Origin of the sequence: Candidatus Merdisoma sp. JLR.KK011 (assembly GCF_036941125.1) — a bacterium.
Classification (GTDB): domain Bacteria; phylum Bacillota; class Clostridia; order Lachnospirales; family Lachnospiraceae; genus Laedolimicola.
In genome coordinates this window covers 499,322-519,829 of record NZ_JAYWSZ010000003.1, presented here as the reverse complement: position 1 = coordinate 519,829, position 20,508 = coordinate 499,322, and the positions used below count along the sequence as shown (strand labels likewise).

The 20,508-nt window shown below is 45.2% G+C and carries 16 protein-coding genes; 1 reads left to right on the top strand and 15 read right to left on the bottom strand.

Annotated features, from left to right (window positions below; genetic code table 11):
* Positions 1–15: 15 nt before the first annotated feature.
* The 10 genes from VV089_RS03435 to VV089_RS03390 all read right to left on the bottom strand — a co-directional run bounded on the left by VV089_RS03435 (position 16) and on the right by VV089_RS03390 (position 10,769).
* Complete coding sequence (locus VV089_RS03435) at positions 16–1,203, bottom strand: hypothetical protein (RefSeq protein ID WP_172541943.1); 1,188 nt, start codon at positions 1,201–1,203, stop codon at positions 16–18.
* A 48-nt stretch (positions 1,204–1,251) separates the two neighbouring features.
* Entirely contained in the window at positions 1,252–2,154 is a 903-nt protein-coding gene (locus VV089_RS03430) for an FkbM family methyltransferase (protein ID WP_172541942.1), read from the bottom strand.
* Positions 2,155–2,299: 145 nt separating this feature from the next.
* Positions 2,300–2,428, bottom strand: coding sequence for a hypothetical protein (locus VV089_RS03425; protein WP_334334955.1), 129 nt, complete (start codon positions 2,426–2,428; stop codon positions 2,300–2,302).
* Between the two features lie 130 nt (positions 2,429–2,558).
* Positions 2,559–3,905, bottom strand: a complete 1,347-nt coding sequence (locus VV089_RS03420) for a zinc ribbon domain-containing protein (RefSeq protein WP_334334954.1) — start codon at positions 3,903–3,905, stop codon at positions 2,559–2,561.
* Between the two features lie 255 nt (positions 3,906–4,160).
* Positions 4,161–5,840 carry an AAA family ATPase gene (locus VV089_RS03415; RefSeq protein WP_334334953.1) on the bottom strand — a complete coding sequence of 560 codons (1,680 nt, stop codon included), beginning with the start codon at positions 5,838–5,840 and terminating at the stop codon, positions 4,161–4,163.
* A gap of 23 nt (positions 5,841–5,863) precedes the next feature.
* On the bottom strand, positions 5,864–7,543 hold the full coding sequence (locus VV089_RS03410) for an AAA family ATPase (RefSeq protein WP_334334952.1): 1,680 nt from the start codon (positions 7,541–7,543) through the stop codon (positions 5,864–5,866).
* 199 nt (positions 7,544–7,742) lie between these two features.
* Positions 7,743–9,419 (bottom strand): IS66 family transposase, encoded by a 1,677-nt coding sequence (locus VV089_RS03405; protein ID WP_334334951.1) that lies wholly within the window; start codon positions 9,417–9,419, stop codon positions 7,743–7,745.
* A gap of 4 nt (positions 9,420–9,423) precedes the next feature.
* Positions 9,424–9,606 (bottom strand): hypothetical protein, encoded by a 183-nt coding sequence (locus VV089_RS03400; protein ID WP_172541642.1) that lies wholly within the window; start codon positions 9,604–9,606, stop codon positions 9,424–9,426.
* A 535-nt stretch (positions 9,607–10,141) separates the two neighbouring features.
* Positions 10,142–10,555 (bottom strand): type II toxin-antitoxin system VapC family toxin, encoded by a 414-nt coding sequence (locus VV089_RS03395; RefSeq protein WP_334334950.1) that lies wholly within the window; start codon positions 10,553–10,555, stop codon positions 10,142–10,144.
* Positions 10,545–10,769 (bottom strand): UDP-N-acetylenolpyruvoylglucosamine reductase, encoded by a 225-nt coding sequence (locus tag VV089_RS03390; protein WP_172540435.1) that lies wholly within the window; start codon positions 10,767–10,769, stop codon positions 10,545–10,547. Before VV089_RS03390 ends, VV089_RS03395 begins: the two co-directional genes overlap by 11 nt.
* A 391-nt stretch (positions 10,770–11,160) precedes the next feature.
* Between VV089_RS03390 and VV089_RS03385 the strand changes: the two genes are divergently transcribed.
* Positions 11,161–12,471 carry an IS4 family transposase gene (locus tag VV089_RS03385; protein WP_334334949.1) on the top strand — a complete coding sequence of 437 codons (1,311 nt, stop codon included), beginning with the start codon at positions 11,161–11,163 and terminating at the stop codon, positions 12,469–12,471.
* 373 nt (positions 12,472–12,844) lie between these two features.
* Here the strand turns inward: VV089_RS03385 and VV089_RS03380 are convergent, their stop codons facing one another.
* The 5 genes from VV089_RS03380 to VV089_RS03360 all read right to left on the bottom strand — a co-directional run bounded on the left by VV089_RS03380 (position 12,845) and on the right by VV089_RS03360 (position 20,433).
* Positions 12,845–14,608 carry an AAA family ATPase gene (locus VV089_RS03380; protein WP_334334948.1) on the bottom strand — a complete coding sequence of 588 codons (1,764 nt, stop codon included), beginning with the start codon at positions 14,606–14,608 and terminating at the stop codon, positions 12,845–12,847.
* 102 nt (positions 14,609–14,710) lie between these two features.
* Positions 14,711–15,157, bottom strand: a complete 447-nt coding sequence (locus tag VV089_RS03375) for a hypothetical protein (protein WP_334334947.1) — start codon at positions 15,155–15,157, stop codon at positions 14,711–14,713.
* 173 nt (positions 15,158–15,330) lie between these two features.
* Entirely contained in the window at positions 15,331–17,016 is a 1,686-nt protein-coding gene (locus VV089_RS03370; RefSeq protein ID WP_334334946.1) for an AAA family ATPase, read from the bottom strand.
* 23 nt (positions 17,017–17,039) lie between these two features.
* Positions 17,040–18,725, bottom strand: a complete 1,686-nt coding sequence (locus VV089_RS03365) for an AAA family ATPase (RefSeq protein ID WP_334334945.1) — start codon at positions 18,723–18,725, stop codon at positions 17,040–17,042.
* 28 nt (positions 18,726–18,753) lie between these two features.
* The gene (locus VV089_RS03360) at positions 18,754–20,433 is read right to left on the bottom strand and encodes an AAA family ATPase (protein ID WP_334334944.1); all 1,680 of its coding nucleotides are present in this window, start codon (positions 20,431–20,433) and stop codon (positions 18,754–18,756) included.
* Positions 20,434–20,508: the final 75 nt, after the last annotated feature.

Below are 20,508 nucleotides of genomic sequence, written 5' to 3'. Positions count from 1 at the left end.
CCTTTTAAAAGGCTCTCAGCCTTTTATTGCATAATAAATTTCCCTGCCTTCAGTATTTTGGTTATCACTTATCCTGTTTTCTTCCCTTTCTGAGGTTCCGTCACTACACAAATATTGCAGACTTTGACTGCCTTTTTCCCTTGTTATCATCTTTAAAGAAATGATACGCTCCAGAAATTGTATTTCTTCTTCCTGTGTAAATAAAATACTCATTTTAATCAACGAATTATCTTTATTTATCAAGCAATTCTTAAAATATTCTGATCTCTCACAGTCCATTTCTTCCCCATAAAGCATTTTCCCGTCTGCTACAGACTTCAAAACCATACTCAATCCTGTTTTTCCGCGCTTTTCTATCTGCTTTATCTCCTGGGATTTCAAGTCAACCCGGATATACATATTTGCACTCAAAGGAGCATAATAAATACTCTGATTCCACAAAATACTGCATGAAAAAAGCTCTGTTCTTGCTCCATTTTCCAGATTTATCTCAAAATCATCCGGAAATTTTTCAAAAAACTCTATGACATTTTCTTTTTTATTCCATTTACAAAGAAATTGTTTATCGCCGCTCAGCCAAAACTCCTTCCCATCAAAACAAATGGTGTTATAATGTATTTTTCTGTCCCCTATACGGTAAAAAGAAGAAACATTTTTTTCCATATCATATTCCATAATAAAATTGGCTTTTTGCAGGGAAATCCAGAAACAATGATCTACCACACAAAGATCCGTATGGGTATGTGTGCCAGTTGATTCTCCAAACTGCTTTTTAAATTCTGACTGCCATTTTGTACATTTTTCTATTTTATATGTTTTCATATCCAAAGAAATCAATGACGAATCCATATCTCCGATAAAGAAAGCCTTTTCCTTCCACACAACGGCCTTTTTATATAAATTGAACTTCTGTTCTTTGGGTTCATGTTTTAAAGATATTGGTATATATTGAAGCCTTTTCTCTTCCAAATCATATATTGCAATGTCTTTTCCTAAATAGGGTGGAAAAATCAATTTATTTTCGTATTCAATCATTGTAATATAAGCACGCCAGCTGCCGTTTCCAACCACATTCAAAAGTTTTTTCCCTTGAAACAATTCTGAATATAAAAAAATCTCTCCATAATCTGTAAGAATATAGCTTCCGCTTTTTCCATTTAAAATCTCAACGATACACCACTTTCGCATAATGTCTTCTTCCAAAACACTTCTCGCTTTCCCTGTCTTTTAACAGCATTCAAGTAAAATCTCTTATTTTTCGTAAATTACGGTTCTGCCATACTTGGCAGCCGCATCGTATCCTTTTTCTTTTAAAAATTGATACTCTGCCGTATTGCATAAAAATTCCGGTCTCTCAAATTGTTCCAGTAGTATGCAATCAATATCAAGGGAAAAATCTATAGACTCTAATACCTTCATTTCCAGCCCTTCCACATCAATATCCAAAAAGTCTATGTGTTTCACTTCATATTCTTCAAAAATGCTGGATAATTTCCGAACTTTAATCTGTCTTTTTTCAACAATCGGCAAAGCCTCATACATAAATGCGGCAAAACCATTGTATGCAGGTTCTTCATAACAGTAATAGGTCATTTCCCCCTCTCTGTCAGCAATTCCACAATTCAGATTGATATCCTCCGGTCTCAGCCGTTCAAATAATCGGAAAGAATCCACATTCGGTTCTATATTGATGCCTGTCCATCCTCTTTCATATGCCCACGCAGTATTAGAAAATTTATAGGGATGCAAGGCTCCCACATCTACATAAAAACCTTTTTCTTTTCCTGCAAATTTCTGCTGCAGATATACATCCTCGCCATCCTGGGACCAGGAATCATTTTTATATAATTCCTGTATTGTCTTATACAAGTGACTATGTACCTCATAAATTTTTAGCTTTTCACTCTTTATTCCAAGAAGCAACAGTTCTTCTATTACTTCATTAAAAAATGAAGTTGCAATTATTACATAATCCAACTCTGTAATCCTGCTCGTTAATGTTTTTGGAGAAACCACATCAAAGTTCTCATAAGTCCCCCATATATTTCGATCCTTGTCACATAAAAACAAAATATCTATCTCTGATTTTTTTCCCAGAAACCTAACAGCTTCTTTCCCTATTTTCCCACAACCATAAATACAAACCTTTTCCATATATCTCCTTAACCTAACCCGTTATGCTAATAATCTTAAAATAAGTACTTCGTATTTTTTAGAGTAATGACCTACAATATTGAAATGACTATTTGGATTTAACTGACATGACTGATTCATTTAACTATAAAATACATAAATTGCTTTATTTATAACCGATATATTGGTCACCCAAAAGCTCCACAGCTCCCAGGGTGATGCGGCGGCAGCCTGCCTCCGCTTCGCTCCCTGCTACCTCACGCTCCGCATGTTCACAGGGTCCTGGCCTACCCAATGCGCAGGTCTTCAAGCTTCCTTCAAGCCCTGCCTTCTAATGCCGTTCTTTCTTTTTATATCATGAACCTGCCTCTTAGTCCTTCCGGTAAAGCCCGGCTCATCACCGGCGCTTATCTAAACGGCTGTTCTTATGATCTTTCCAATCCGCCTTCTCCCTGCCCACGCTTCTTAGCGTTGAGGGCGGTGTTAGTCTTTTCCTCTTCCTCATAGCCGCAGGAGGGACAGATAAACCTCCTGTCCTGCTTTCCCCCGGCGCTTCCTCCCGGCCTGCCCGCGGTAACAAAGCCGCACCGGCTGCACTCCCTGCTGATATCCTTTCCCTGAACTTCCACCATCTCAACGGACTGCTCCTCACACTTCTGGGCCAGTCTCTTGCGGATATAGCCCCTCTGCCACAGGCTGACGGAATGGTTGATTCTCTTATTACTCCCCTTTGCCTGTGTTCCCGGAAGCTTTGCCATATAAACTGTCCGGGGCTTTTCGGTGCTGAGAAAGCGGTTCAATTCCTGGTTGATATAGCCGTGAAGCTGTTCCTCCAGCTTCCTTTTCCTGGCGTAGTACTTCTTCCGGCCGGGATTGCTCTCCCGGCTGCGCTGATAGCCTGCCGTCTTCTCGCGGATCCAGTCCGTATAAGCTGTCTGATACGTCCCAAGCTCCTCCCCGTACCGGTGTCCCTCATGGGTTGTGAGCATGGTGTACATTCCAAAGGCGATGCCGATCCTTCCCGTATAATCGGGATGTTTACGGACGGCCGTCTGAATCGGCACATAAATCTCCAGGGCGCTTTCTTTCGGATCCAGCTTGATATAAAGCTGGGATTTGTACCGGCTGCCGTCCGTCAGCGGTATGAAGATCCGTTTTCTCTTTTCCTTGGTGGAGATGTATATGCCCCCGTCCCCATAGCGGTAAGCCCTCTCCGAGACGGCAAAGCCCAGCGTGTTCTCTGTATGGGGCTTTACGTGGCATTTTCTCACCTGTCTGCACAGATAGCGGTGAAGCCGCTCTGTCTCCAGATGCTCTGCAAGCAGCTCATGCCGGGCTGTCAGTTCTCTGGTAAGCTCTACGGGCTTTTGGTTCAATACCTTCTCAAAGGCGGTGCTCACTTTTATGAGAAAGCAGAGGTAATGCTTCTCTTCCTCCGTAAAGCCTGCATTCTGATTTACATTCTTCTGGACACGGGCCTTGGTCCTGGTCCACTGGGCCTTGAGCTCTCCCAGGGCGTCAAAGACAGCAAGATAAAAGTATACGGAGGGCATTCCTAAGGTATCCCTTAAGCCGCTGGCCGTCATCTCATTCTGCACGGTGTAGCCGGGATACAGCTTGGACAGGCCTCCAATTCCGCCGAAGCGTGCATACACATAATTCTTTACCTTCCCGTAATCTTCTGCGATTTCCAGAAGCTTCTGCATATCCTCCGGGGGAACGGGGCCCTTGCTGTATTGGCGTATGATTTTGTAAACAGTCTTTGACGGCATGGACGTCATCCTCAAAAGGTGTACTTTTTTGTTTTTGTCTGTCTATACTTCTATCGGCATCATTCTACCATAACATTAGTTAAATCTGCAACCTTTTTTTCTTCCTTTTTTGTGCTAAAGTTCCAAATTTTTCCCCTGCATTTTCATTCTACAAAAGTACACATTATGAAAATAATTTTTTCATAACGTGTACTTTTTTCTGATAATTCACGCACTTTTCAAATCACTGAGCCGCTCTCAATCCAAGAACTATGCTCACCCGATGAGAACCTTCTTTCCCTCAAAAGCAAACCCATACTTCCGAATCCGCTCTGAGGCGATCCCCTTTGCCTCCAAAACTGCGGCATACCGCTTTTCCTCTATCTGCTTCAGCGCAGCGCATACCGTGTCCTCCAATGTTTTTTCCTCATCCGGATCATGAACCTTGAACTCCAGTATCATCGCCGGTTCTTCCTTTCTGCGCGGCTCCAGCATCACGTCGTATCTCCCGTAGCCGCTTTCCCTGTTGGAAGTGAGAATGTAGCGCTCCCGCAGCTCCACTAAAAGCCCCAGCACAAAGCCATGGTAAAAACGCTCCGGCTCCGTATATTCGGAAGCCCCGGCTCCTGTGTCAAAGTAACTGAAGGTAGACAGCGCAATTTTATTCATATAGATATTCATGCCTTTTCTGTCATCGCAGAGCAGCGCCTTGATGAATTCGTTGTAAGACAGGGGATCTCCCCCGAACCAGTCCTCGATCATTTCTTCAAACATCAGGCGTACTTCTTCATTGGTCAGGACTAGCTCGTAAGTGGTTCTTCCTTCCTTTAAGACATAGCTTTCCATCCTCAGATAGCCGCTGGCCAGCAGCAGGCTCCAGACAGCGCTCTCCTTTCGATCCAGCTGGCTGAATACAATCTGCTCGTCAAACTGGACATGAAAGGATTTCCCCAGCAGAAAATCCTCCATAATCATCTTGATATTGGGATTTCCCTCCTGTATCAGCTTTCCGATGAGGCTGTTGCTGCTTGTATTCGCCCAGTAGGCTGAAAATTTTCCAGTCTTCAAGTAGTTCAGGATCGACCATGGATTGTAGATATCGCTCCTTTTTCCAAAGGTAAATCCGTCATACCAATTTTTAACCTCCTCTTTTTCCTCCGAACGTCCGAACTCCTCCAGAGCTGCCCATACCTCTTTTTCTGTGAAACCAAAGCAGTCCGCATAGGCGTCGGAGGTGGTTGTGACTACCATCAGATTATTCAGATCCGAAAAAACGGACTCCTTGCTCACCCGGGTAATCCCTGTCATAATAGCCCGTTCCAGGTATGGATTCGTCTTAAAGGCGGCGTTAAATAAGCTTCGGGTAAAAGAAACCATTTCCTCCCAAAAGCCGCCTACATAAGCCTCCTGCATGGGCGTGTCATACTCGTCCAGAAGAAAAATCACCTTTCTTCCATAATAACGGGACAAATAGTCGCAAAGATATTTTAAGGAATCAACTGCCAGATAATCCTCCATTTCGGCAGAAATCTTTCGATAAAGCTCCTTTTCCCCCTCTCGCAGGCAATTTCCCTCCAGCAGGAAATCATATCTGTCATAAAGGCGCCGGATGTTCTGACATATTCTTTTTCTTGCCTGCGAAAAACAATTCTCCTTGATGTCCGCAAAGCTTAAGAATATCACCGGATAAGTTCCCTGAAGCTTCCGGTACTTCTCTTCCTTCCAGATGGCAAGCCCCTCAAACAGCCCGCCCTGCCCTGCATACTCTGCGGAGAAAAACCGCTCCACGGTATTCATCATCAGTGTCTTTCCGAAACGTCTGGGACGGGTAATCAGAGTCACCGCATCCTGATTTTCCCACCACTCCTTGATAAACAGTGTTTTATCCACGTAAAAATTATCATTCGTAATCAATTGTTCAAAATTCTGATGCCCGATTCCTACAGTTCTTGCCATCCTTTTTCCGCCTTTCATTCTACTCAACCGATGAGAACCTTCTTCCCTTCAAAGGCAAACCCATACTTCCGAATCCGCTCCGGGGCGATTCCTTTTGCTTCCAAGGCCGCAGCATACTTCTTTTCTTCTATCTGTGCAAGAGCCGCCTGTACCGTGTCTTCCAATGTTTTTTCCTCATCCGGATCATGAACCTTGAACTCCAGTATCATCGCCGGCTCTTCCTTTCTGCGCGGCTCCAGCATCACGTCATATCTCCCGTAGCCGCTTTCCCTGTTAGAAGTGAGAATATAACGCTCCCGCAGCTCCACTAAAAGCCCCAGCACAAAGCCATGGTAAAAACGCTCCGGCTCCGTATATTCGGAAGCCCTGGCTCCTGTGTCAAAGTAACTGAAGGTAGACAGCGCAATCTTATTCATATAGATATTCATGCCTTTTCTGTCATCGCAGAGCAGCGCCTTGATGAATTCATTGTAAGACAGGGGATCTCCCCCGAACCAGTCCTCAATCATTTCTTCAAACATCAGGCGTACTTCTTCATTGGTCAGGACAAGCTCGTAAGTGGTTCTTCCCCCCTTTAAGACATAGCTTTTCATTCTCAGATAGCCGCTGGCCAGCAGCAGACTCCAGACAGCGCTCTCCTTTCGATCCAGCTGGCTGAATACAATCTGCTCGTCAAACTGGACATGAAAGGATTTCCCCAGCAGAAAATCCTCCATAATCATCTTGATATTGGGATTTCCCTCCTGTATCAGCTTTCCGATAAGGCTGTTGCTGCTTGTATTCGCCCAGTAGGCTGAAAATTTTCCGGTCTTCAAGTAGTTCAGGATCGACCATGGATTGTAGATATCGCTCCTTTTTCCAAAGGTAAATCCGTCATACCAGTTCTTTACCCTGGCCCTCTCTTCAAAAAGCCCGAATTCCTCCAGGGCCGCCCATACCTCCTCTTCTGTAAAGCCAAAGCAGTCCGCATAGGCATCGGAAGTGGTTGTAACCACCATCAAGTTATTCAGATCCGAAAAAACGGACTCCTTGCTCACCCGGGTAATCCCTGTCATAATGGCCCGTTCCAGATAGGGATTCGTCTTAAAGGTAGAATTAAACAAGCTCCGGATAAAGCTTACCGCTTCATCCCAGTATCCGCTTATATAAGCCTCCTGCATGGGCGTATCGTATTCGTCCAAAAGAAGAATCACCTTTTTTCCATAATAACGGAACAAATATTCCGAAAGCTGCCTTAAAGCAGGAACCGCATCCACATCTTCCATGTCCACATGCTTTCTTAGAAAGGTATCCTTCTGCTGCTCATTAAGGACGTCGCCCTCCAGTAAAAACATATGCCTTGTATATTCTTCGGCAATCAGCTGGCACAGTGTTTTCCTCATCTTGGAAAAACTTTTATCCTTTGCCTCCGCAAAGCTTAAGAATATCACCGGATATGTCCCCTGAAGCTTCCGGTACTTCTCTTCCTTCCAGATGGCAAGCCCCTCAAACAGTTCGCCCTGCCCTGCATACTCTGCGGAGAAAAACCGCTCCACGGTATTCATCATCAGCGTTTTTCCGAAACGTCTGGGACGGGTAATCAGGGTCACCGCATCCTGGTTTTCCCACCACTCCTTGATAAACAGGGTTTTATCCACGTAAAAATTATCATTCGTAATCAATTGTTCAAAATTCTGAAGTCCGATTCCTACGGTTCTTGCCATATACGTACCGTCCTTTCATGGCTGCTTAATAATAACAGCGGCCCTCCGTTGTCTCTAGTATAACAACTTCGGGCCGCTCTTTCAATTAATATTGTCTTTTCTTAAACTATTTCCAAGGTAAATGTTACTGTTCAGAGGTCAGCTTGTGATAAACAAACCGATGGTGTAGACTAATCTTAGTCGAAACCATCGGTTTTCTTTATCCAAATATCTCGGATACTCTGTTATATAAATTTGATTCTTCGTTTTGGCGTATCTGAATAAGCATGCTCATGCATTCACAGAGATACTCGATGGACTCGAATCCCCTGAATGACACAGCCTGCTGCTGCTTGCGCTTATATCCTCTAAGCAGACGCTCCGCTTCATTGTTTGTAGCCGGAACTCTGTGATCATGCAGGAACAGAAGATGGTTGGACATGTATTCTTCCATCCGCAGATACAGGTTGTATCCGTCCTTATAATACTCACTTGCTGGAATGTATTCGTATTCCTCTTTCGCTTTTTGCAGTATTGCCCGGTAGCGTTCTTCATACTCCCTGACCTTTTCGGTGTCAGGAGGCGCCTCTTCCGGCAGGCCGTTCCGGTAGTGGATCATTTCCTGTACCAGAGCACGCATTTCCTTGTTCCAGGTCCGGTCAGCCTCATTATCTATGCTGTCCTTCAGATAGCGGAGGACATGCGCAAGACACTCCTGGTGTTGTGCACCATAGTTATAAAAGGTTTTCTCATGATCGTGAACCAGGATTCCCTGGTAATCTTCGACCGGGGTGCCTTTTACTCCTTCGTGCCCTTTTTTCCTGCGTGCAAAATACATCGCTTTTCCATCCGGGGCAGCGCACACAAATACATAAGCATTTTTTCCGTTTTCCTTTGCGTTGGTACAATCCGTATGAAGGACGGGGCTAAGCAGCAGATCGGCAAACGTCGCTTTTCGTTCCTGTTCCGTTTTTTTGGCAAATTCCCTGCCAAGCTTATTAACCATGCCCTTGGATATGCTGAGCCTGCCATCAGTCAAATCGGAAAGGAATTTCCTGCTTTTGTCGATGGAAGTGCAGCAGTCGTTATTCAACAGAAACAGGAAGGCCTTGACGCTTCCACCATAATTCACCTCGTCCACAACGCCGGGAGGAAACTCCGCATGGATCCGCTCGCCGGTTTTGGAATTATAATACACATCTGCGTGGTATTCCGTGACCTCCAGTATCGTACGTATGTTGACCAGCTGTTTCACGATCGTTTTTGAAGTCTTTTTGAAATCCGGATCTTCCAGCACTTCCCGGGGCGGCGGCAGCAGAACCGGATCCGTGGCAGGGATCTGCTTTTTCCTGCGGTGTCCCGGATGTCCCGGCTGGGCGCCCGGCTTACGGCCGCTTTTTTCCCGGCCGTTGGAGATCTTCTTGCGGCGGAGCGTTTTGGAAGAAGGGATGGAGGAATTTTCATAATCCCGGTTGATTTGCGCCCTCAGCTTCAAGTTCCTGCCCTTTTCCTCTTCCAGCGCCGTTTCCAGCCCATAGATCTTATGGCGCTGCCGGGTTGCCTTGTCCAGTGCGGCGTCTCTCTGTCTTTCTGCCTTTATGGCACGCCTTTCCATTCGTTCCAATTCTTTTCGCAAGGCCGACAGCTTTCGCTCGCATTCCTTTTGAAGTTCTTCAAATATCTCAAACCATTGATTGCGGACGGAAACGGTTTCACTGCGGGCACGTGAAAGCTCGTCCTTCAATTTCCGGATTTCCCGTTCCAAAGAACGTAATTCTTTCAGGTATTCCTCCTGCATGCGGACATATATTTCACCGGATTTGAAAGCGCATATCTGTGCGTTGGCCGCTTTCAGCCTGTATTCAAGAGTGGTGGTGTATTCAAAGGAAGCGTTCATGTGGTCAGCCCTTCTTTAAGGAGTCAAGAATTCTGTTCATCAGCGCCGATAATTCACCGTTGTGTTCCTGTTGGGCCTTAATGATGCGTTCCTGCTGCCTGATGATTTCATTTTTTGCCTGGACTTCCTCTTCGAGACAGGCAACGGCCTTGTTAAGCAGGACGATTTCATCTTCCATGTTTTTCATTCTCTCAATCCTCCGTTTTCATAAGGCAATTATACTATAGATGCCCTCAAAATGCGAATTTCCGTATTTGAGGGCATGGTCAATTTGACGGTGGATAATTTAAAAAAAGCGAGTAAATATTATCCATAAAAAGAGGGCAAGGAAGCATGCCTGGGACGAAACGGAAGACAGAAATGTGGATAACTTTCTGATAAATAAAGCGGACAGAAAAACTATAAACATCATTTTTCTGTCCGCTTTATTTATCCACATATAAAAAATTTAAATTTCGTCACTTTTCACAATCGTCAAATGTAGGGAGTGAACAGTAACAGGTAAATAGTTACTGTTCACTCCCAATATCAGTAAGTTTAAGGAAGCGATTAAACAACCGTATTAACCAACTACAACAGGAAACTATCAAACAGAATTGGAAAAACGTCTATCTCCAAAAAGCTGTTACTGAAATCCATAATAAGCAGCAGGACATAAAAGAAGCACCTTCAGATGATTGATTCATCCGTTGGTGCTTCTTCTTTCGCCGCAAATCAAACTTTTATAACTTTAAATAATCTTCCGGTAAAATTGCTTTTACTTCTGACATTTTATAGTCTGCTATATTCCTTGTTATGATATATTCCGCTCCATATGCTTTTGCACATTCCATCTGCAAGCAGTCCTCAAAGTCAGAAAAATCTTCATTCCGTAGTCCTGACAATAATTTATTCTTGTCTATCCCTTCAATATCAAAGATTGTACATAAGCCAGACAATATTTCCCGTCTCTCTTTTGCATCATAATCTTTCCTTAATATGAAAAACATATTGGAAATTGAATGAGCGGCAATACAGCCTTTTGTATTTCCCTCTGTACAAGTAAGCATAACTTTCTTTGCTTCCTCATAAAATGGCTTTCTTGTAAGAAGATAGTCCAGCAACACATTTGTATCAATAAGAATCCTATTTACCATATTTTTCTTCCCTATAAGAAGCCAACTCAGCATCATAATCAGTAACGGTTCCTTTTTTGCGTAACTGTTCTAATCTTGTAAATGCCTCCTTCCTTTCTGATTGGTTATCATTATATAGACCGTTAACCCCTTGCATAATCTGTAAAATAAAACTCACTTTATCTTCTGGCAATTTTTCCAATTCTTTCATGGCTGTCTGCCGTAAAGCTGTCATAGGTAATACCTCCAATCCTTGTTATATTTATTCTATACTGTTTTTCCTTGGTATATTGGCAATTTTACACAGGAAACCGCCTTTCCGCTTGTCAAATATTGTATTTATTATAGCATCTTTCTAATAGATAAACAATCATAACATTTTAGTAATAGGCGCTGCGTTTTCGCTATTCGTTACTGTTCACTCCCAATGTCATTAAGTTAAGCTGATTGAAAAAATCTTATCCTATGGTCTAACTCAAATTTATCAATAAATTTCTCAAAAAGTGGTTGACACAGAGCCTAAAATGTGCGGCCGCTCTCGCTGCTGATTATATTTTAAGAGGCGGCGAGAGCGGCCCTTGAAATTGAAGACAAAACTATTATTTCAATTTCAAGGAGGTACTTATATGTCATTTCCTCAAAAGGTCAAGTCCACTCTTTGGGCGATCGTGGACAACATGGCCTGCAACACTGCCTGCTTCGTTAAAAAACCAAAAAAGGACTTTACCCGTAACCGTAAGCTGGGCTTTGCTCAACTCATCCGTTTCTTTCTCTCTATGGAAAGCGGCTGCATCAACCACGAACTATTGAAATATTTTTATTTCCTTCCCGATGAAATCCCCTCTGCTTCCTCCTTCATCCAACAGCGGGCCAAGCTCCTTCCCGAAGCTTTCCGACATGTCCTCACGCAGTTTAACCTTCGTTTCCCGGCAAAAGGGCTTTGGGGCAAGTATTCCCTCATTGCCGTAGACGGCTGTGAATTTAACATTGCCCGGAACCCTGGGGACCCTTCCACCTTCCATCCTACAAGCGGAAGGTCTAAAAGAGGCTTCAACTCTCTCCATACCATTTCTCTGTATGACCTGCTTTCCAAGAGGTTTTTGGATATGGTTCTCCAGCCGGGAAAACTCAAAAATGAATTTCACGCTATCTGCCAGCTCATTGACCGCTATATTTATGGCGGTTTCCCAATCTTCGTGGCTGACAGGGGGTTTTCCAGCTATAACGTCTTTGCACATGCCATTGAAAAAGGCTGTTTCTTTGCCATCCGCACCAAAGACATCAACATAAAACGTCTCCTTGCAGCCGACAGCCTGACGGACCGGATGGATGGCTGGACAGAAGTTATCCTTTCCCGGTCCAGGGCCAGAAAGAAAATGCAGCACCCGGAATCAGCCCCCCTGTACCGCTATATATGCAAAACTGTCCCCTTTGACTTTATCTCGGACAACTCTCCGGAATACCATATGCGGCTGCGTGTGGTTCGTTTTCAGATAGCGGAAGGGGTTTTTGAGAATATCCTTACCAATCTCCCCTCGGATGAATTTTCATTGGAAGAGATAAAGCGACTTTACTATCTCCGGTGGGGCCAGGAAACTTCTTTCCGTGATTTGAAGCATACAATCGGAACCGCAAACTTTCATTCCAAGTCTCCGGAATACATCGAGTTCGAGATTCTTAGCCGGATGACCCTGTATAATTTTTGCACGATTATAACCATGGAGGTTCCCATAGAAAAGAGAACGGAGAAATGGGAATATCAAGTCAATTTGTCTATGGCAATAAAAATATGCTTTGCATTCCTTTCAGACCATGTGGGTCCCGGAAGCGTAAATGACCTGATCAGCCGTTATATACTGCCGATCAGGCCAGAGAGAACCTATGCCCGCCAGCTAAGGTTCCAAGCACCAGCCAGTTTCGCTTATCGTTTCATATAAAGCGCAACTGCCGCTAACAGTATACCATTATTTGAGGCAGATATGCAATCTGTCTGTTTGCTATACCAAAAAACTTCCCATTATACTGCAGATCAGCTTATAGAACTTCTGACAGCTAACAGAATCCTCATATCATCACAATATATGGCTGATTTATGGCAGGGTTCCTCTGACAAGCCTTGTTTAACTTAATGACATTGGTTCACTCCCCACTTTTCACAATTGTCAAATGTAGGGAGTGAACAGTAACAAATTTGGAACTTTAGCACAAAAAAGTACACATTATGAAAATGAATTTTTCATAATGTGTACTTTTTTCTGACAATTCACGCATTCTTTAAATCACTGAGCACTCTCAATCCAAGAACTATGCTCACCCGATGAGAACCTTCTTCCCTTCAAAGGCAAACCCATACTTCCAAATCCGCTCCGGGGCGATTCCTTTTGCTTCCAAGGCCGCAGCATACTTCTTTTCTTCTATCTGGGCAAGGGCCGCCTGCACCGTGTCCTCCAAGGTCTCCTCCTTCCCAGGACGGAACACCTTGAATTCAATAATAATGGCCGGATCAGCCTTTTGGAGAGGCTCCAGCATGATATCATAACGTCCAAAGCCGCTCTCCCGGTTGGAGGTCAGGACATAACGCCCCCTCAGATCCGCAAGCAGCCCCAGGACGAAGCCGTGGTAAAAACGCTCCGGTTCCGCAGCTTTTGACGGCTTTTTCCCGGTATCAAAGGAACTGAAGGTCTGCTCCGTGATCCGATTCATATACTCGTTCATTTCCTCCAGCTCATCCCGCAGCAGAGCCTTAATAAATCCGTTATACGCAGAGAGGTTCTCTTTCAGCCACATCTGCAGTAAATGGTTAAACATGATCCACACTTCCCGGTTGGTCAGCGCCAGCTCATATTCTTCCCTGCCGTATTCCTCGCAAAAGGTATAGCCCTCCATTTTCAGATAGCCGCTGGCCAGAAACAGACTCCAGATGGCATTTTCATTCCCTTCCAGCGCGCTGTATACAATCTGCTCATCCACTTCTGTCCGAAGAGTTTTTCCTCTCAGCAGATCCTCCATGATTTCCTTTACTTCCCGGCTGCCCTCACGGACCAGCCTGCCCACCAGGCTGTTGCTGCTGGTGTTTTCGCAATGGCAACGAGCCAAGTGGCCACTTGTGGACATTTGGCGACTGCCTGCGACCCGAATACTATGGTATTCGGGGGCCCAATAGGTGGAAAGCTTACGCTTATCCAGATAATTCAAAATCGACCAGGGATTGTAGATATCCCTTTGATTCCCAAATGCAAATCCGTCATACCAGCTTTTTACTTTATCCTTTTGATCAGACAGGCCATACTCCTCCAGCGCAGTCCACACCTCTTCCTGTGTAAATCCAAACGCTGTTTCATATTTCTTTGACGTAACTGAGATCACTTCCAGATTGTTGAGATCCGAAAAAACAGATTCCTTGCTCACACGGGTAATTCCCGTCATAATAGCCCGTTCCAAACTGGAATTACTTTTAAATGCAGTGTTAAAAAAGCTTCTGGTAAAAGATACAAGCTCCTTCCAGTAACCTCCCACATAAGCTTCCTGCAAAGGCGTATCATACTCATCTAAAAGAATAATTACCCGTTTTCCATGATACCGGTACAGATACTCCGACAGCTTCTGAAGGGCCATGGACGCCTCAACATCCCCCATATCTTCCCGGACGCTGTCAAAGAACCGCCTGTCGGCCTCTGTCAAGACATCCTTGTCCCTTAGATAATAGTGCCTTGCATAAAGCCCTGTCAGTATCTGATTGATTCTTCTGCGGACATCTTGATAGTTACTCTCTTTGATTTCCGCAAAGCTTAAGAATATCACCGGATAAGTTCCCTGCAGCTTGCGAAACCTTTCTTCCTTCCAGATCTCAAGCCCCTCAAACAGTCTGCCGCATCCTGCGCATTCTACAGAAAAGAACTGCTCCACGGTATTCATCATCAGTGTCTTTCCAAAACGTCTGGGACGGGTAATCAAGGTAACGTCATCCCTGTTCTCCCACCACTCCTTGATAAATCCCGTCTTATCCACGTAAAAACAATTATTTTCTCTTATTTTCTCAAAGCTCTGAAGTCCGATTCCTACGGTTCTTGCCATATGCGTACCGTCCTTTCATGGCCGCTTAACGATAAAAGCAGCCCTCCGTTGTCTCTAGTATAACAACTTCGGGCCGCCTGTTCAATGGCTATTCCTCGTTTTCTATCCGGCATTTTCCGTCAGGCCAAAGGCTTTCATGGATTCCTCCGAAAAAATCAGCTCCACATCCGGCATATGTACCTTTTCTTTCGGATACTTTCCAATCAGATCCTGATACAGCGCTTTTCTGGATCTCTCATAGGTGTTGGCTATCACAATGGCATCATAGGACACGCCTGGAATTACCTCCGGGCTCTCCACCAGAAGCCCCATACGCCCAAGCTCCTTGTAATTGCGGTCTACCCATGCGGCTACGGAACAAAAGCCCGTTTTCTTCAGAAAATGGTATATCCTCTGCCCATAGGCTCCCGCACCGTAGAGAACAATCCTGGAACCTCTTTTCACCCTGGGAAAGGGAAACAGAAAATCAAGCTCCCCATATCCATCATACAACCCGTCTGCCCGGGCTGTCATCAGAAACAAAACATAGGTTTTCCACTGCTGTCTCAAATCAAAGATGCCCTTATGACGCTCAAAGCTCCTGTTTACGGTCTGGTACAGAATGCGGCATAGATACTTTCTGCATTCAGCAGGCAGGGATAGGTGCAGGCCGCATCCTCTCCCATTACAATGCGCTCATCCACCTCATACTGGAACCTTTGCTCTCAATCCAAGAACTATGCTCACCCGATGAGAACCTTCTTCCCTTCAAAGGCAAACCCATACTTCCAAATCCGCTCTGGGGCGATTCCTTTTGCTTCCAAGGCCGCAGCATACTTCTTTTCTTCTATCTGTGCAAGGGCTGCCTGTACCGTGTCCTCCAAGGTCTCCTCCTTCCCCGGACGGAACACCTTGAATTCAATAATAATGGCTGGAGCAGACTTTTGCAGAGGCTCCAGCATGATATCATAACGTCCGAAGCCGCTCTCCCGGTTGGAGGTCAGGACATAACGCCCCCTCAGATCCGAAAGCAGCCCCAGGACGAAGCCGTGGTAAAAACGCTCCGGTTCCGCTGCCCTGGAAGGCTTTTTTCCGGTATCGAAGGAACTGAAGGTCTCCTCTGTGATATCGTTCATGTATTTATTCATTTCTTCCAGGCTGCCTTGAAGCAAGGACTCGACAAATTCGCTGTATCCCGAGGTATCGCCTGCAAACCACTGGCGGAACATCCCTTCAAACATAGAACGCACTTCTTTATTTGTCAGTGCCAGCTCATACTCCCCGCGTCCCCATTCTTCATGGAACCAGAACCTTTCCATGCGCAGATATCCGCCGGCCAGCAGAAGGCTCCAGATTGCGCTTTCATTACTTGACAGCTGATTGAACACAATCTCCTCATCAATCTCTGTATGAAGCGGTTTTCCTTCCAAAAGATCCTCCATAATAAGCTTGATCCTTTTGCTTCCTTCCTGAATCAGCTTTCCTGCCAGGCTGTTGCTGCTGGTGTTGGCCCAATAGGCCGATATCTTCCCGGTTTTCAAAAAGTTCAGAATTGACCAGGGATTATAGATATCCCTTTTACTGCCAAAAGTAAATCCGTCATACCAGTTCTTTACCCTGGCCCTCTCTTCGGAAAGCCCGAATTCCTCCAGGGCCGCCCATACTTCCTCTTCTGTGAAGCCAAAACAGTCCGCATAGGCGTCGGAGGTGGTTGTGACTACCATCAGATTATTCAGATCCGAAAAAACGGACTCCTTGCTCACCCGGGTAATCCCTGTCATAATGGCCCGTTCCAGGTATGGATTCGTCTTAAAGGCGGCGTTAAATAAGCTTCGGGTAAAAGAAACCATTTCCTCCCAAAAGCCGCCTACATAAGCCTCCTGCATGGGCGTGTCATACTCGTCCAGAAGAAAAATCACCTTTCTTCCATAATAACGGGACAAATAGTCGCAAAGATATTTTAAGGAATCAACTGCCAGATAATCCTCCATTTCGGCAGAAATCTTTCGATAAAGCTCCTTTTCCCCCTCTCGCAGGCAATTTCCCTTCAGCAGGAAATCATATCTGTCATAAAGGCGCCGGATGTTCTGACATATTCTTTTTCTTGCCTGCGAAAAACAATTCTCCTTGATGTCCGCAAAACTTAAAAATATCACCGGATAAGTTCCCTGAAGCTTTCGGTACTTCTCTTCCTCCCAGATGGCAAGACCCTCAAACAGCCCGCCCTGCCCTGCATACTCTGCGGAGAAAAACCGCTCCACCGTATTCATCATCAGTGTCTTTCCGAAACGTCTGGGACGGGTAATCAGGGTTACCGCATCCTGATTTTCCCACCATTCCTTGATAAACAGAGTTTTATCCACGTAGAAATTATCATTTGTAATCAATTGTTCAAAATTCTGATGCCCGATTCCTACAGTTCTTGCCATCCTTTTTCCGCCTTTCATTCTACTCAACCGATCAGAACCTTCTTCCCTTCAAATGCAAACCCATACCGCCGAATCCTCTCCGGGGCGATTCCTTTTGCTTCCAAGGCCGCAGCATACTTCTTTTCTTCTATCTGTGCAAGAGCTGCCTGTACCGTGTCCTCCAAAGTCTCCTCCTTCCCTGGACGGAACACCTTGAATTCTATAATAATGGCCGGATCAGCCTTTTGAAGAGGCTCCAGCATGATATCGTAACGTCCGAAGCCGCTCTCCCGGTTGGAGGTCAAGACATAACGCCCCCTCAGATCCGCAAGCAGCCCCAGGACGAAGCCGTGGTAAAAACGCTCCGGTTCCGCCGCCCTGGAAGGCTTTTTGCCGGTATCGAAGGAACTGAAGGTCTCCTCTGTGATATCGTTCATGTATTTATTCATTTCTTCCAGGCTGCCTTGAAGCAAGGACTCGACAAATTCGCTGTATCCCGAGGTATCGCCTGCAAACCACTGGCGGAACATCCCTTCAAACATAGAACGCACTTCTTTATTTGTCAGTGCCAGCTCATACTCCCCGCGTCCCCATTCTTCATGGAACCAGAACCTTTCCATGCGCAGATATCCGCCGGCCAGCAGAAGACTCCAGATTGCACTTTCATTACTTGACAGCTGATTGAATACAATCTCCTCATCAATCTCTGTATGAAGCGGTTTTCCTTCCAAAAGATCCTCCATAATAAGCTTGACCCTTTTGCTTCCTTCCTGAATCAGCTTTCCTGCCAGGCTGTTGCTGCTGGTGTTCGCCCAATAGGCCGATATCTTCCCGGTTTTCAAAAAATTCAGAATTGACCAGGGATTGTAGATATCCCTTTTACTGCCGAAGGTAAACCCGTCATACCAGTTCTTTACCCTGCCCTTCTCTTCAGAAAGCCCGAATTCCTCCAGGGCCTCCCATACTTCCTCTTCTGTGAAGCCAAAGCGGTTCGCATAGGCATCGGAAGTGGTTGTAACCACCATCAGGTTATTCAGATCCGAGAAAACAGACTCCTTGCTCACCCGGGTAATTCCTGTCATAATGGCCCGTTCCAGATAGGGATTCGTCTTAAAGGTAGAATTGAACAGGCTCCGGATAAAGCTTACCGCCTCATCCCAGTATCCGCTTATATAAGCCTCCTGCATGGGCGTATCGTATTCGTCCAAAAGAAGAATCACCTTTTTCCCATAATAACGGGACAAATATTCCGTCAGCTGGTTCACTGCCAGCACCGCGTCTACATCCCCCATATCCTTTGTCTTTCTTAAAAAGGAAGCCTTTTCCTCCTCTGTCAGACAGGAACCCTCCAGCAAAAATGCGTTTCTCGCATATTCCCGGGCAATCAGTTCACACATCATCATCCGCATATTGTAAAAATCACTGCTTTTTACATCTGCAAAGCTTAAAAAGATTACCGGATAAGTTCCCTGGAGCTTCCGGTACTTCTCCTCCTCCCAGATGGCAAGGCCTTCAAACAGCTCTCCCCTTCCTGCGTATTTTACAGAAAAAAACTGTTCTGTCATGCTCATAGTCAGTGTTTTCCCAAAACGTCTGGGACGGGTAATCAAGGTAACGTCATCCCTGTTCTCCCACCACTCCTTGATAAATCCCGTCTTATCCACGTAAAAACAATTATTTTCTCTTATTTTCTCAAAGCTCTGAAGTCCGATTCCTACGGTTCTTGCCATCCTTTTGCCTCCTTTTATGATACTATCCTCATCCGATGAGAACCCTCTTCCCCTCAAAAGCAAACCCATACCGCCGAATCCGCTCCGGGACGATCCCTTTTGCTTCCAAGGCCGCAGCATACTTCTTTTCTTCTATCTGTGCAAGAGCCGCCCGTACCGTGTCCTCCAATGTTTTTTCCTCATCCGGATCATGAACCTTGAACTCCAGTATCATCGCCGGCTCTTCCTTTCTGCGCGGCTCCAGCATCACGTCGTATCTCCCGTAGCCGCTTTCCCTGTTGGAAGTGAGAATGTAGCGCTCCCGCAGCTCCACTAAAAGCCCCAGCACAAAGCCATGGTAAAAACGCTCCGGCTCCGTATATCCGGAAGCCCCGGCTCCTGTGTCAAAGTAACTGAAAGTAGACAGCGCAATTTTATTCATATAGATATTCATGCCTTTTCTGTCATCGCAGAGCAGCGCCTTGATGAATTCGTTGTAAGACAGGGGATCTCCCCCGAACCAGTCCTCGATCATTTCTTCAAACATCAGACGTACTTCTTCATTGGTCAGGACTAGCTCGTAAGTGGTTCTTCCCCCTTTTAAAACATAGCTTTTCATCCTCAGATAGCCGCTGGCCAGCAAAAGACTCCAGACAGCGCTCTCCTTTCGATCCAGCTGGCTGAATACAATCTGCTCGTCAAACTGGACATGAAAGGATTTCCCCAGCAGAAAATCCTCCATAATCATCTTGATATTGGGATTTCCCTCCTGTATCAGCTTTCCGATGAGGCTGTTGCTGCTTGTATTCGCCCAGTAGGCTGAAAATTTTCCGGTCTTCAAGTAGTTCAGGATCGACCATGGATTATAGATATCGCTCCTTTTTCCAAAGGTAAATCCATCATACCAATTTTTAACCTCCCCTTTTTCCTCCAAACGTCCGAACTCCTCCAGAGCTGCCCATACCTCTTTTTCTGTGAAACCAAAGCAGTCCGCATAGGCGTCGGAGGTGGTTGTGACTACCATCAGATTATTCAGATCCGAAAAAACGGACTCCTTGCTCACCCGGGTAATCCCTGTCATAATAGCCCGTTCCAGGTATGGATTCGTCTTAAAGGTGGAATTAAAGAAGCTTCGGGTAAAAGAGACCATTTCCTCCCAAAAGCCGTCTACATAAGCTTCCTGCATAGGCGTATCGTACTCGTCCAACAAGATAATGGCCCTTTTTCCATAATAACGGGATAAATATTCCGATAACTGGTTAACTGATTGTACTGCGTCCACCTCGTCCATGCTGCTTGTCTTTTTCCGAAATGTATCCTTCTCCTGCTCAGTCAGACAGGAGCTCTCCAATAAAAATGCATTTCTGGAATATTCTCTGGCAATTAATTCACATACCATGTTTCTCATATTGTAAAAACTGCTGCTTTTCACATTGGCAAAGCTTAAAGAAATCACCGGGTAGGTGCCTTGAAGCTTTCGGTATTTCTCTTCCTTCCAGATGTCAAGCCCTTCAAACAGGTCACTGCGCCCGGCACATTTTACAGAAAAGAACTGCTCCACTGTATTCATCATCAGTGTCTTGCCAAAACGTCTGGGACGGGTAATCAAGGTAACGTCATCCCTGTTCTCCCACCACTCCTTGATAAATCCCGTCTTATCCACGTAAAAACAATTATTTTCTCTTATTTTCTCAAAGCTCTGAAGTCCGATTCCTACAGTTCTTGCCATATGCGTACCGTCCTTTCATGGCCGCTTAACAATAATAGCGGCCCTCCGTTGTCTCTAGTATAACAACTTCGGGCC